This is a genomic window from Vibrio sp. 10N.222.49.C9 (genome assembly GCF_041474985.1).
GTDB lineage: Bacteria > Pseudomonadota > Gammaproteobacteria > Enterobacterales > Vibrionaceae > Vibrio > Vibrio crassostreae_C.
The window spans coordinates 83,962-97,800 of sequence record NZ_JBFRVD010000017.1 but is presented as its reverse complement, the minus strand read 5'-3'; the positions used below and the strand labels follow the sequence as shown (position 1 = coordinate 97,800).

Genomic DNA, 13,839 nt, shown 5'->3' with positions numbered 1-13,839 from the left:
AGCAATAAAATCGAATGGGCTACCAGTTATATATCAAGGAACGCTCAAAAGTCCGCGCAGAGGAAGTCTAAAGAAAACATTACGTTAGACGGAATTTACGCTGAGCTTAGTGCTTAAGGTTCTGTCTATGAATGTTTTGTAGCTTAATTGCATTGTCATTCGAGTACAGGTCGTAAACGGATTCGATTGCGAGGCTTTGCTCTGGTGATAACGGAACTGGAACAAGAACTTCGGCTCCTTCATTAACTACAGTTCGCTGAAAGGAAAGGTCCTTTATGTGTGCTCTATTAGCTACAGGAATCCTAACGTAAGCACTATTTAGACTATGTTCAACTAATAGTTCAATCGATAAATTATTATCCTGAAGTATTTTTATAGCACTTGCATAGCTTTCAGAGTCCTTCTCTATACCAACATCAATATAGCCACATAATACGTCTGAGTAATAATCTTGTAGCTTTCTTAAACTACCGAATGAACTCAATCTAACTGTATTAAGTATATCCAAATGATCAAGCCATTCTTGACCTGTAGGTAGTTTCCCATAGATGATTTTCTCGAATAAACGATTTAGCGTATTTAGACCAAGGTGAAGATCACCACTTGCAGGGAAAAAGTTTGCTACGGAATGCGCAACGGTCAAGCCTAGTAGCGCCTCATCTGAAATTTTATCTATAATTTCTACTGCAAGGCTAATCCCGGCTCTAGTAACTCGATTGTCACCTTTTTTAAATCTGTGAATGAGCAACTCTGATAATAAGTCGTAGTCTGCTGGCCTCTCTGTAGAGGCTGCTGTTTTTTGTGCATCTACGAGTAAAAGTTGAAAACTTGGGTCTGAAAAAGCTTCGAGCGCTCCCTCAACGTTTTGCATCTTTGGCAAAAGGCTATTTTCAAATTCAGCTACTCGTGAATTCGCTATTTCAAGAGCCTCTCGAGTATAATCCTTCCTTAATTGCAAATTCATTTCTTGGAAAACTTCACGAGCACGTTTTTCATCTATGCCAACATGTAAGACCATTTTCTGGGCTTGAATATTGGTCGAACCGTCACCACCTTCTTGACTTTGCTTAGAGATCATCTTTGCGACCGCCTACCTTAAAATTACCGCCAACTTGTATGTTCGTGGAATTATTGCCACCTTTTTGAACTTGCTTGTTTTTTAAAGAAGGTAGTAACCAACCTACGATTGCAAGCGGAATAGCAATCGCCGCACCACCAAAAAGCCACTCTCTATTTGCCAGAATCCAGTCCATGATTTTTTCCTCAATTGAAACAAACCTGTAAGCTATGGGCTATTGTAAGCACACGACCTAAAATATGAAGCTACGTCGAACAACCAGTGTAAGACACCGTAAAAATATCAAGCCTAATAAATCAACATCTTCAAGCTCAAGGGTATTAGATCACAAGTATAAACCTTTATTCACACACTTATTTTGTGTATAAACTCATGTAGTATCAACTACTAAAGCCTCTCAAATGTATAATAAATTCGTAGCGAAAGACAAAGATGTTTTTGCAACGCCTCTTTTCTTGTTATCGATCACAATACCATTGCTTTTAGCCGTAATTGTTGGAACCGGCTTGTATTACAGTGAGGTGTTTTCTAGTTTTCTTAGCCATGTTTGGTCAACTATGAAACTACCTTTAGCCATCGCTTCATTATCTATTCCGCTTGCTACTTGGGTCATTGCTAATCACAGGTCTGCTCAAATCACCAAGTCAAACAAACTTCAAGAGTCTAAACGATTAGTAGAAACCTACCTTGAACAGGAAAGTTTCTTTGAGCGCGTCTATGGGCGAAAAATTACAACAGCAAAGTGGAGTTTCATAACTAAAGATGATTTACCAGTAATACATGCTGAGTTGTATGAGTTTCAAAAACTCCAAGACAAAGGAGAGATCAAAGTTAGGGAGAGCGTTACACAGGATGTCAAAGAGTATTTTTCTGGTACTCATCGAGTCTTCTGGGAGTACTATGAACACTTTGTAAAAGAAAAAGAGGAAGAGAATAACGAATTTCTATTAGAATCTTTTACAACTCAACTTTATGCGTATCTACACTATAATCTAGCTGCTTTTTCTCGGGTATTTGGTACACAAAATGTAGATGTTGAAAGCACCTGTCTTAGTACATATATCTCTGCATACTTCGAAATCTACCAGCTATGTCTTGACTTAAAAATCGATACGGGAGAGGTTGATGATGAAATGATTCGTGATGATTACGAAACGTTCACCGCTGTGGCGACACTTATTTCTGATAATTACGGATTAAGGTTAGAAAATGCTACGTTAGGACAACTGAAAGAAAGTCTTGGCATTAAGAGAATTATTAAGTTCGCCCAAGCAGAGCCGCATACGCAAACTATCAATCATTTAATAAATGGTTGGGCAGAAAAATTTGTAGATGATTTTGAGGATCTAAAAATGCTTGCAATAGAGGGTAAGTACCTATCCTTTAAGTTGTTTACTAGAGATCATAATGAGTTCATTTTGATGAACTTTGTTGAGACAACTGAACAAGAGTATTTTGGCGAAATACAACTCACACATGGTAGTGACAAATCCTATATGCCGATTTATAAAACAGAAACAGGAATAAAGATAAACCAAGATGCTTCTAGTGCTGAAAAAAATATGGCCGAGATCATTAGGTTCATCACTCAGTTTACCTCTAATTAAAGTTTCGAATTAGCATTACGTTCAGCTAGAGCTGGGTTATGTGAATGCTGATAGTTAGGTCGAATTTACCCAGTGATACAACACGGGGATTCACGACGAACAGCATTAGAAGAATGGATAAGTTTTAGTAGGGAAAAGCTCATAACAGGATGCGAATGAGTAAAGGTCTAAGTAACTTTGGGGCATTTTCTAACTAGAAAGTGCCACGCCTAAAATTTCACACACGCCTAAAACTTCAACCTGAGAAGCTTTTGGACAGAAACGATTTAGATTCATAATCTCTAATCTATTTCAATCAGATTAGAAAAAGTATATTGAACCTTAATCGTTTGTCATACGGTGAATGAATCTTATCTGTAGTCTTATGGTGAACTTAGCTTAGTCCACCAGAATTCATATCCCACTACAATGTTTTTTTAGCTAGGCTATATCTTCTCTGAGAAGGTAACCTGTAATGGAATATTGCTCGACTAAGAAATCCAGCACCACCATTGACTGTGCCTTTAAGTTTGGTGTTTGTCTCACTCTATCATGATTTTTGAATAGATATCTTCTCATATATCTTTCCAAGAAAAATAGTGTATTTCCTGATTTGTCGTGCGACAAGTCGATGTCAAAGGTTTTTATTGCGTTACTGATCCAATAAATACCGTCATCTAAAAATTCACTCCCAATGCCACAAAGGAGTTTGCTGATACTATAGATAAAAGAATATTCACCACCTATCTTCCCGCTTAGGTCATTAAAAAAAACTTTATTCTCTGGCGAAAATGTATGCCATGCCATTGCTTCGTCCTTCCAAGAGACTCTTGCAAATAAAAATGATTCGATTATGCGCTCTTTATCATGCCGCCAACCTTGACTACTGATTGAATCAACAATGCAACCTTTAAATCGGTTCCATACAAACCAAAATGAGTCCGGTATATTCAGCGAGTCTTCAGCGCTAACAAATTCATTTAATAAATCCGCCGTACCTTCGCTCAAGGTGAAGTCATCGGTAAAATATTTCAGGTATCTATCCTTTTCGCCATTATCTAGATGAAGAACAAATCGAGCATAGTGCTTTAAAAACTCATGTCTGAAAGCATAATCAAGACGGTCTTCTCTATCACGTGAGAGTAATTGTTGTGAAATTATCCTAATAATTTCCTCAATAAATGGCACAGGTTTCTTGAGTGCGTTATCTAATGGCACAAGCTGAAAAGCAGTTATCAATATGTCGTTATCTATGCTTTCAATATTGTTTATTGCGGATTCCTTGATGGTTTCATCTTCGATACTCTTTACTACATTCTCTAGTTCTTTAAACAACTCCTGTTCAAAGTCATTTTTATCAATGTCATACTTTTTCTTTTTATACGCCTCTTGTCTTAAACGATCCTGAACATCTCTATATTTTTGAGCAACTACCAAATACCCAATGTACAGCGACTTCATGAAATCAGGTTCATCTTTCCATAAGTGCTGAACAGCTTGAATAGCTACTGAATTTATCCTATCCATTCCCATCATCGATATAGAGTCATGTCTCATTAAGGCTCTAATTAAGATAAGCTTGATAGTAAGTCTTTCGTCTGGAAAGTCTTCTATCAATCTTGGAAGAACAAATAACGCAGGAACAAGGCCGTCACCAATCTGATGCATGTAATCATCATTGTTAACGATGTTTGCATATTCAAATATGACTTCCTTGCAAAATTCTAGCTCGGCTTTTCCTAATTTTCCTTTGAAGTCCCGCAACAGCACAGCGCATACAAACGATGGTGTGGCTCGATCAAACTGCAATCCTACCGTCATGCTGCCTTCTGAAAGTTGATTCCATATTTCTTTTGCCTCACCCAAAGCAATCAATGGATCATTTTCATAAGACTCATATTTATTGTAGTTATCTCTATTATAGAGCCTGCTATCAGCCCAAGTATTTAAAGCTAAATGTGTAAAAGGCTTGTTCGCTTCGCGCTGAGACGTTTCACTATATTCTTTAAGATCTGGTTCAATTTCCGGATTGAATTCTATTGCTATACCGTTTTCTACTTCTTTCGCTGCAGGTGACATTTTCCTTTTGTCCATGCGAGCTAAATATAAACGCCATGTTTTATATTGATGACTTTCATGTTCCTTAGCTGGTAAATTTTTGTAGTGATGATCCAGGATTTTCCAAATTTCCTGAAGCCTTTTTTCTGATTCCTCTTCACTTACTTCCTCAGTTCTAAAGAACTGATATTGAAGTGCTATGCTTTCTAATGAATATTGCCTATGTTTTTGGTCGCAGGCACTTATCCTTTCATTTTCATGAAGTTCATTCATTCGGTTGAAACTAAAGTTTTTTAGCGAAGTAAGTTGAGTCTTATGTGTTTGATCCAGTATCATTCGAGAAGAGTCATAGAAGAAAAACTCTTTCGTCCTGAATAGAATTTTGGCAACATTAAATGTTTTCTCATAAAATGCACATACTATGCTTGCAACAACAGCCACAAGCGCTGAAGATTCAGCTCTTGCTAAGATATAATTTAGATAATATTCAAGTGTTTCAGATTTAGTACTTTTTCCTCTTTCAAGAAAGAAACGTTCTAGTGACATTAATATTGATTCAAGTAAGTGAGGACTTACCTGTGTCCCTCGGTACATGCACCAAAGACGAGTTGAAATAGGTAGACTAATATTTTTACCATCATCTAGAAACAATGTTGCAGTTTCAACTTGGCCTTTATCAAGACTAGATTCAGCATATTTTTTTGATGAATAATTTATTAGGTCGATAATGAAGTTTAGTGCTAATTTTAAATCGGTCATCAGCAAGGCGTATATGGGGGTCTGATAAGCACTTGCTGGATAATAGTCTTGGTGCCTAGTCTCAACACCAAATACATGGTCGTTCTCTAGTCTTGAACTATAATAATCGTCGCTTGCTGATGCTTCATACATCCAGAAGCACTTGGCTAGAGCTATTACTTTTTCCGGAATCTCCATCGTAACATTGAAGCATTCCATTTTGGTTAAAATGAATTTACTCAAAAGGTGGTATGGGTCGTTATGTCGGTTCCAATTGTTTAAAGTTACTTCATCAATTATAGCTTCCAGTTCATTTTTAATTTCACGTGCTCCATACAGAATAGTTAGGACCAAGTTTTTGGAAAAACCATCATCCCTACTATAGGTATCTTTTTCGATTACCAACTTGTAAAACGATAGAGCAATTAGGCTAGCATATTTAGTTGCATCGCCAGACTTATTGTGACTGTTCCAGTCGTACAGGACGGGCAGTGCAAAATTGAGATTATCTACGCCGATATGTTCGATATTTTCATTGATGAACTTAATTAGTGACTTCCATCCGGTTCCTTTTGGCCTGGTTACCGCATAATCCATTGATAAAATATCTGGAGTTCGCACTCCAAGCCTATCAAAAAGACTACTATCTATCTCCTTGCACCCTATTCTTATCAATAAACATATGCGCTTGAGAAGGCTGAAGTTGTCTTCTAATAGTAACTTTCTACTAATGTTAAAAAAGTAATTAGAGTACTCGGACAGAAGCATAGAAACTAACACTTCATCTTTCCACAAATTCGGTATATTACGAGATGATAAGGTTTCTGCGATAAGGTGACTAACTTCTTCATTTTCGGCGCTAAGTTTTTCTGATAGCCACCGTCTGAAAACTCTTCTGATGGGCAAAGTTTTTTGTATCTTTTCAAAAAATATTTCTACATTTTCTGAGGATAAAAATCTACCTTCAACGAATTTTTCCAGAGCCCACTCTTCATAAATATCATGAGTAATAAAATATCCTCTATTAGGCTCATAACTAATAATTCCTTCAGAAACTAAGGCTTCTTCTACTTTTTCATTGGAGTAACTAATGTCAGGAATGACAAAAAATTTTCCTGTATTGGCTCTTTCTTCAGCAAGGCGAATAAAAAATTGCTCTCTTCGAGGGGTTCTTTTTGTAATGACTCTCGGCCACAGAGACTCCTTGAATTCAAAGTAGCTCGCGCCCTTATTTTCCTGATAATACTTCAAGTATTCTCTCAGATAAAATGGAGTTAATATGAGCGAATTAAATTTTTTATCATTAGGAATAATAAAACCATGCTTTTTAGCAAGCTCGAACAATGTATTTTCGTTCAGCTTTTCTATGTGTATCGACTTAAAGCTAATTTTGTACACTTCATATAGCTGAAATATCAAATCATCTAGGTAGGAATTTCTCGTAGTAAACCACACCTTCCATCCATTTTTGATTAAGTTGGATAGATACTCTTTAATAGGACCAGTATTTTCTAGATCAAGTAAATGCTCCGCAGAATCAATAACAACTGTTTTATTGCCCACCCCTTCATGTGCCTCAATAAAATCCTTTAAAAAAACACCTGACAAAAATTCATTCAAACTGCTAACAGAAAACTCAGTCGCTTTATGGACATAAAAGGCATCATCCCTCCCTTTATCTCCATATATCTCTTTTATCAAGGCTGTTTTTCCTGTGCCACCTTCGCCACTTATAATTAGCGCGCTAGCATCTGAGCTTTCAATTTCAGATATTATATTAAATCGATTAATTGAAACGTTTGCGTCGCCAAAGGTTATAGTAGTTTCAATATCGTCTAGAATTGCATCCGTATGAGACTCAAACGAGTCCAAAAGTCCAAATAAATTATCAGATTGAGTGAAGAAATACGAAGTGATCCGGCTACAATCATCCACAACAAACGGCGACTCGAAAAAGCTACAGCATCTCCATTCAATTTCCAAGTTGTTTTCTTTTGCCTTTTTTTCTGCTTCTATTTTGCCTTTTGGTTCCTTTCCTTTATTTTGACCCCATTCTGAATTTGTGTAAAAAATTATTTTGTTTAAATCAGGGTAATCACGCTTCGCTTTTGTAATCGTTTCTAGGATGTCATTTTTGTGGCTAGATAGTGCAGCTTCATAAAATTTAGCTTGCCAACCAATATTAATTCCATCTTGGGAAATTGGATTGGTTTCTATTGCCGATTGATTTTTATATCGAAAAATGCCAGTTTTCACTCGAAACTCATTGCAAAAAAGGAGATAACACATCCATTCAAAAGCGTCTTGTGGATTTGTTGAAAACTTTGCTTTAAATATTTCCCAATCTGTCTTAATCAATTTTACTCTACCCTTTTTAAGTATTAACTGATATTGAAACGATATTATATGCAAGACTAATAGATGCTTTCGTAAAGCAGTAACGACTCGCTTTAGTTCAAATCAGACCTTCTCTGCCTAACGCGGCATAGTAAACTGAGTACATAGTTAATCATTAGTAAAAGTAGGTCAACTAATGCCGAAAAAAACAAGTCAAGATTGTTGAACTAAGCAACTTTGGGGCAAAGACATGCTAGCGATAATCACGCTGACAAACACAACCTGTGTAATTTCACTTAGGGGCAGTACTAAGATATTCTTTGTCGGCAAATCCATCGAAACAATATGCACTTGCTTGTCTTCGATGATTCGCCTTAGTCGTTTCCAGTCTTCTGCTGTCAAACGAGTTAGGCGGACTACTTGCTCAATGAATAGAACACATCCCTTGTTAGCTTCACCCAATAGACGCATAAGCTCATGACTATGCAAGCTTACACCTAACTTATTTTCGATGAACCAACCTGAAACAGAGTGTTTCATGTTTTTCAAAAAGTCAGTCATAGACTCTTTAGCACGAGCTGTGTCTTGGCTGTTAGTCGGTGCTCTTAAGCAACGAGTATCTGCATTATTGCTTTCTATCACATAACTAGGTCAGCAACTCAAATGATAGAGATATTACGCTAAAGGGGAGGTGATAAAGAAAAGCCCTAACGTATGGCTAGGGCTTTATTATCAATGGGATTAAACAGGCCAATCCCAATCAATGTATTGCTGTAGCTGTTCGCCAAGTTCCTCTGAAGCAGCACCGTCTACGTGATATGCGTGATAGCCGTACGTTTTTCCTGATGGAATTTTGGTAAATGTCGTTGCTTGATAAGGGTCAAATACTGGAGTAACACCGATTGATTGAATATCAGTGTTGATGGTCTTTAGCCATGTAACCATGATTGTTTTAGCGCCAGTGCGTTCGACGTACTTACGAGCAGCTTCAAGTGACCAGCCTTTTGTGCAGATATCGTCAACTAGCAAAACTGTTTTATTGCGCTTTAGTGGAGCATTTACGTAAGGCTTTTTGTAGTTCTTTGTTGGTAGCTTGTTCAGCTTAATAGTGTTGAGCTGATTATGGTGGTCAATCACAATGCCAGCATTACGCGCATTCTGAGATTTGGTCGCTGTAGTGTGACGCTCAATCAAATCATGCAAATAGCCCTTGTTGAAGCATTTGCCGAAAGTCATAAGATCATCGTTCATTTTGTCGTTGCCAACTCCTGCTTTATGCCCAGGGTAGGCAGCAATGAAATCAATACGCTGATGAATGCCAGTAAAGTACATACTAGTAACTAGCGCGCCAAGCCAGAAGTCAACATCACCTTGACCGAACTTAGCTGCTGCACGTCCATTTTCAGAGTACTTTCTGAACTCTGGCTTGTACGTACTGAACGGGGCTAACGCGTAGTACTCAAAGTCACCGTCTTTGACTTCATGACTCCAGAAGTGCTCACGTAGACAAAGCGTATCAATGAAGCGAGCAAGTTCTTTCGGTTCGCTAAACTCGAAGCCGTAGTCAGTATTATTACTGTACCAAGTCGCACGCAAGAACAGAATCTTGCCATTTACAGCAGTGCGCATATCATCGTCGCTACTGCCGATATAGATAACTTCGTTAGATTCCCACCTCATTTCATCAAGAACGTACTGAGTTGCTGCTGCGCGTGGCTTAGGCGGAATCTTGGAGTCACGCTGTCGAGTAAAGATTGCTAGGTCTTTAAAATGCTTCTCGAACTCGTCGTAAAGGTCTTTTTTGTTGCCGTCGTTATCCGTAAGTGTCCAAGCTCGGTTAGCAAGTAACACAGGCTTAATCCCACGAAGTGTAAAGAAAGCCATTAACTTCTCTACCTCAGCGAACACGTCTGTTTTAATCTTACCGCCGGTGTTAATAAGCGTATCTTCTACGCTGAGAATCACACCTTTTAGCTGTTTAGCAGCCATGCAAACTCCTTACAAATCCATTGAAAGTTGACCTTGTTCGCCTTGTGCTGGTGACGGTTCGCTTTCTTCAGGTTGTTTTAAAAACTCGATTAAATCACTGGATTGGTCAGGGACGCTGAATACTTGTCCGCGTTTATATGCACTGACCGCTTTTATTTCTGCATTTTCTAAATCTGATTGATAGAGATATGGCATTACTAGGAATCGACCGTAGTCTTTTGTGAAGTTCACTGTATGAGCCGTACCACTCTTAATCTTCCACTCGACGGGCACTGTAACTTGAGCAAGGCTTGCTTGAATGCGATTGCGGCGCACAAAGTTATGTGCGCTGTAGCTTTGACCTATCAAATACTCAGTAATAATCGCACCACCATTAGCCACTATTTCAGCTCGTAAGTGTTCAGAACCACGCGGGTAGTTGCTATCAATACCAGTACCGAGAACAGCAATCGTCGGCACACCAAAACGCATTGATTCAACGTGAGCTTTCTGGTCAATACCGTCAGCAAGGCCACTTACTGATGCAAGTCCTTGATTAGCCATAGCTGAAACAATATATTTCGTTAGCCAGAGTCCGTCTTCGGTAGATTTTCTACTGCCAACTATCGCAATAGACGGCTGGTGAAGCGTTCGGTAGTTACCCTCAACGAATAACCACATCGGCGGCTCAGGTGTGTTCTTCAACTGCTGCGGAAAGGTGTCTTGGTCATGGAAGAAAATACGAACGTTCTTTTTGGTGTAATCACGCGCAAGCTCAAGCCCCTTATTCCACAAGTCAAGCTTGAACTGCATCCACGATTCGTCTGACTCTTTAATAGAGTCATCTAGCTTCTTGTGAAGCATCTTTTCGAAGTGCTCAACGTCGTCTGTTTTAATCAGTTTTCTAAAGCTGATTTTTTGAGCCGCGATTTTATACAAGGTTCTAAAGCCGATGCCGTGTATAGACTGTAATGCTAGAAACGCAACGGTTTCAGCTTTCCAGTAATCTTGCTCATTTTCCATTTCAAATACCTTGCTATAGCTGCGCCCGATTTTCGTACTGAGAGCGGTGGGTTTAAAGCTGGATTGAATGCCGAAGACAAATCGATCTTATTGCTTCCATCTTCCTGATTTATATTGCATATAGCAAGTGGCCAACCGACAAAAGCATGAACATTTTGTTCTAGATAAAGAGTTTTACAGGTAGGCGTTTCGTGTACGTGATGTATTAGTTCGACATGAGTGCGGGTGAGTAGCTGGGTTTGGCTTAAGTGATAAGTAGGGTGAGGTGGTGATTTGTTGCCGGGAATAGGCGCTGTCTTAACGTTAGAGTATCCTCCTCATTCACGCCTAAACTGTTACCAGAGTAAACACGTCTTGGGGCAAAAGTGTGTTTCCTAGCGCCGTCAACACAATGAGCTGCCCTCTAGTGTGTTAATTAGAAGCACGTGTAACCCTTCTTACAGAAAGTAAGATTCCGGGTGGTTTTAACTTCACATCGCAACCTGCGCATCGCAACTTGCGATGTGAGTGGCCACTTAAGAAGTACCAGCGCAAAGAGTAAGATATTATATTTTAATCAACGACTTAAGATTAATTTATTATGGATTTACTGATAAGTTATCCTTCGACTGAGAGGGGGCGTATAAAAAAGCTCTCCAGAATAGAGAGCTTTGATAGGTTATCGGTAGTATTGTTTTTGGCGCTTCGAGTTATGCTTCCAACTTTTTGCTAGGCCATACACATACGACGGGTAGTCGTCCCATGGGTTAGCTAATGCTCTTCCTCGTGCAGCGCGCAGCTTAACTGGGTAACCTCTACACTCAACCTTGTGAAGAAAGTAATAGCTCTTCTCCTGCTTGGTAGAAAAGTGCTTATGAGTTCCACTGCGAACGCTTGGATAAAGATCCCAAAGATATTGGCACTGGTATTTTATACGGTTCCGGTACTGCTGTTTTAGCCTTTTCATTTACCCTCCAGGTTTGCATTACCTAGAAGGGGTCCTCTGCAAAGTAATTCATTCCGGCCTCCCCAGTGTGCCTTTAGTGAAATTGTAGCCTATGTTTTTTTCAACTACATAGAAGAGAAAGCCGAGATCACTCTCTGCTTAAATGCCCCAAGTCGAAGCTCATCAAACGTCCCTAGTGTTCCATAGAGACTATTTGAACTGTCTATACTGCTTTCCCAAGATACTGTTGTTCTCCCGCCTTTTGGGGACTCAAGCGGAAGCGCGACACTTAAGCTATTTCCTCGACCAGAGAACTCTGTTTCGATAGGTTTCCCCATACTTACATAGAGACGAGACTCAGGAATATCCTGTTCAACCCTTTCAGAAAACTCAATCAGACTTTGTTCAGCAAAAGTGAATAACCACGCTTGTTGGTTTATTGTATTATTCACACGAAGTATTCGTCCGAGCACCTGCCTGAAATACAATTCCGTTTTGACCGAACTCATATGGCAACATACTTGAAGGCGCGGAATATCAGTACCCTCACTGATCATACCTACACTAACAATCCATTGTGCGTCGCTTTGTCGATAACGCTCTATTTCTGCTAGCGGTTCTTCATGTCGATAAGTGACGATAGAAACGGTTTGCCCAAACTTTTGAGATAGTATCTCTTTGATTGTTTGCGCATGTTGAACCGACGCTGCAACAATCAGTCCACCGGCATTAGGGGATCTGATACGTACTTTTTCTAACCGCTCACATCCTAAACCGAGTAGATATTCCATCGCCTCTTGGTTGTGAATAACACTCTGGTAGGATGATTTTGTCTGTTTAAGCATCTCTAATATTGATGAAAAGGATTCGACTTTTTCGCGACTACTAACAGACAAGTCTTCATTATCAACCAAGACGATTTTAGGCCTTCTACAAACACCATCAGCTATAGCTTGTTTAAGAGTGTATTGGTAATCGACAAGAAGCTGTCCGTCTGGGTCGCTGTACTCACCCATCACAATGGGTAAAGAATCTGAACGCCACGGTGTACCTGAAAGTGCGAGGGTAAAAGTAGCAAGCCCTTGAATCTTAGTGAGAACTTGCTGCCCCCAAATGTTCGCATTTTCAACCTCAGAGCCAGAGCAATGGTGTATTTCATCAAAGACAACAAAGACCCTGTGATTCCGCAATGTTTGCCAAAATTCGTCATTGAGGAATTGGATAGATTGGTATGTTAAAGATTGCCCGACAGATCCCATGCCGCCATTAAACGTACACTTAAGTATCGACGAAAAGGTTCTTTTTATACCATCAGAAACCGTCAACGATGGTGAGAAGCACAATACAAGATCTACCATGTCACTTTGTAACAACCTTGACGCAATATTAGCGGCAAGTACTGTCTTACCTGCTCCAGGTGTAGCTTGGCAAAAGAAATGGGAGTAGTTGGATTGATATTTTTCCAACGCTCTGTCAGAGCATTCACTTTGCCACTTCCTTAACACGGTTCATTTCCTTCATAGAGAGTATTAAGAACCTTTGTTAAAACGTTCACTTTACCGAGCAATAAAGCGGCGCGCTCTTTAGCCTCTTGATGCAAAGGGGCCAGTTTATTCTCTAGCTCAGGAAATCGAGATACGATCGACTGATACTCGTCAATCTCCCCAAGTATTATTTCCAATTCGCCCTTATATTCGTTACGTTCATTGCTTAAAATGGAATAGTTTTGAATGGGTACTTTAGGCTTTATATCCGCTTGGTTATTCGCTATTACATTGTTATGTAACTCTTTAAATTGTGGCGTTTGAAAGTAACGTTTTTTCCGGCCTGAGCCCTCACTTCGCAACCAACTTTTCTTTTCAAAGTGAAAAATTGCTCGGTACACCTTTTTGCGAGCTTCGGCAGAATTGGAGTCCACATTATCAAGGGATAGCCACAAATCTCTCGCTTCTAGCACGGTGAATCCATCTAACCCATTTTCTATCAATAACTTGTGCATGACCGCACTAATTCTTCGAGCCCGTTTCATTTCCAAAATTACACCAACCAAAAACTAAGGATTGCTTAGTATACAGAAATCAGTAAAACTAAGAAAATCTTAGTTACCTTGAGATCAGAGACATGAA

Annotated in this window: 9 protein-coding genes; 1 reads left to right on the top strand and 8 read right to left on the bottom strand. The window is 39.3% G+C overall.

All coding sequences use genetic code 11. The features are described 5' to 3' along the window. Window positions 1-106 precede the first annotated feature (106 nt). The gene (locus tag AB4585_RS06450) at window positions 107-1,078 is read right to left on the bottom strand and encodes an LPO_1073/Vpar_1526 family protein (protein WP_372169436.1); all 972 of its coding nucleotides are present in this window, start codon (window positions 1,076-1,078) and stop codon (window positions 107-109) included. Then, window positions 1,068-1,253 carry a hypothetical protein gene (locus AB4585_RS06445; protein WP_372169435.1) on the bottom strand — a complete coding sequence of 62 codons (186 nt, stop codon included), beginning with the start codon at window positions 1,251-1,253 and terminating at the stop codon, window positions 1,068-1,070. Before AB4585_RS06445 ends, AB4585_RS06450 begins: the two co-directional genes overlap by 11 nt. Before the next feature lie 226 nt (window positions 1,254-1,479). Here AB4585_RS06445 and AB4585_RS06440 point away from each other — a divergent pair, with 226 nt between their 5' ends. Beyond that, on the top strand, window positions 1,480-2,685 hold the full coding sequence (locus tag AB4585_RS06440; protein ID WP_372169434.1) for a hypothetical protein: 1,206 nt from the start codon (window positions 1,480-1,482) through the stop codon (window positions 2,683-2,685). A 420-nt stretch (window positions 2,686-3,105) separates the two neighbouring features. Here the strand turns inward: AB4585_RS06440 and avs4 are convergent, their stop codons facing one another. From avs4 to AB4585_RS06410, 6 genes are all read right to left on the bottom strand, one after another. Beyond that, a complete protein-coding gene (gene avs4, locus AB4585_RS06435) occupies window positions 3,106-7,818 on the bottom strand; it encodes an AVAST type 4 anti-phage nuclease Avs4 (protein WP_372169433.1) in 4,713 nt (1,570 codons plus the stop codon). A 192-nt stretch (window positions 7,819-8,010) separates the two neighbouring features. Next, complete coding sequence (locus AB4585_RS06430; RefSeq protein WP_372169432.1) at window positions 8,011-8,439, bottom strand: recombinase family protein; 429 nt, start codon at window positions 8,437-8,439, stop codon at window positions 8,011-8,013. Between the two features lie 99 nt (window positions 8,440-8,538). Next, the gene (locus AB4585_RS06425) at window positions 8,539-9,786 is read right to left on the bottom strand and encodes a hypothetical protein (protein ID WP_017086252.1); all 1,248 of its coding nucleotides are present in this window, start codon (window positions 9,784-9,786) and stop codon (window positions 8,539-8,541) included. 9 nt (window positions 9,787-9,795) lie between these two features. Next, complete coding sequence (locus AB4585_RS06420; protein ID WP_017086253.1) at window positions 9,796-10,788, bottom strand: DNA-processing protein DprA; 993 nt, start codon at window positions 10,786-10,788, stop codon at window positions 9,796-9,798. 1,050 nt (window positions 10,789-11,838) lie between these two features. Then, window positions 11,839-13,218 carry a DEAD/DEAH box helicase gene (locus AB4585_RS06415; RefSeq protein ID WP_102311740.1) on the bottom strand — a complete coding sequence of 460 codons (1,380 nt, stop codon included), beginning with the start codon at window positions 13,216-13,218 and terminating at the stop codon, window positions 11,839-11,841. Then, window positions 13,212-13,742 carry a hypothetical protein gene (locus AB4585_RS06410; protein WP_102306510.1) on the bottom strand — a complete coding sequence of 177 codons (531 nt, stop codon included), beginning with the start codon at window positions 13,740-13,742 and terminating at the stop codon, window positions 13,212-13,214. The genes AB4585_RS06415 and AB4585_RS06410 overlap by 7 nt, the downstream gene beginning before the upstream one ends. Between the last annotated feature and the right edge of the window lie 97 nt (window positions 13,743-13,839).

What these genes read in the sequence shown, in the direction of transcription:
- AB4585_RS06450 (WP_372169436.1), bottom strand. Translation starts at nt 1,078, where the DNA reads ATGATCTCTAAGCAAAGTCAAGAAGGTGGTGACGGTTCGACCAATATT.
- AB4585_RS06445 (WP_372169435.1), bottom strand. Translation starts at nt 1,253, where the DNA reads ATGGACTGGATTCTGGCAAATAGAGAGTGGCTTTTTGGTGGTGCGGCG.
- AB4585_RS06440 (WP_372169434.1), top strand. Translation starts at nt 1,480, where the DNA reads ATGTATAATAAATTCGTAGCGAAAGACAAAGATGTTTTTGCAACGCCT.
- AB4585_RS06425 (WP_017086252.1), bottom strand. Translation starts at nt 9,786, where the DNA reads ATGGCTGCTAAACAGCTAAAAGGTGTGATTCTCAGCGTAGAAGATACG.
- AB4585_RS06420 (WP_017086253.1), bottom strand. Translation starts at nt 10,788, where the DNA reads ATGGAAAATGAGCAAGATTACTGGAAAGCTGAAACCGTTGCGTTTCTA.
- AB4585_RS06410 (WP_102306510.1), bottom strand. Translation starts at nt 13,742, where the DNA reads ATGAAACGGGCTCGAAGAATTAGTGCGGTCATGCACAAGTTATTGATA.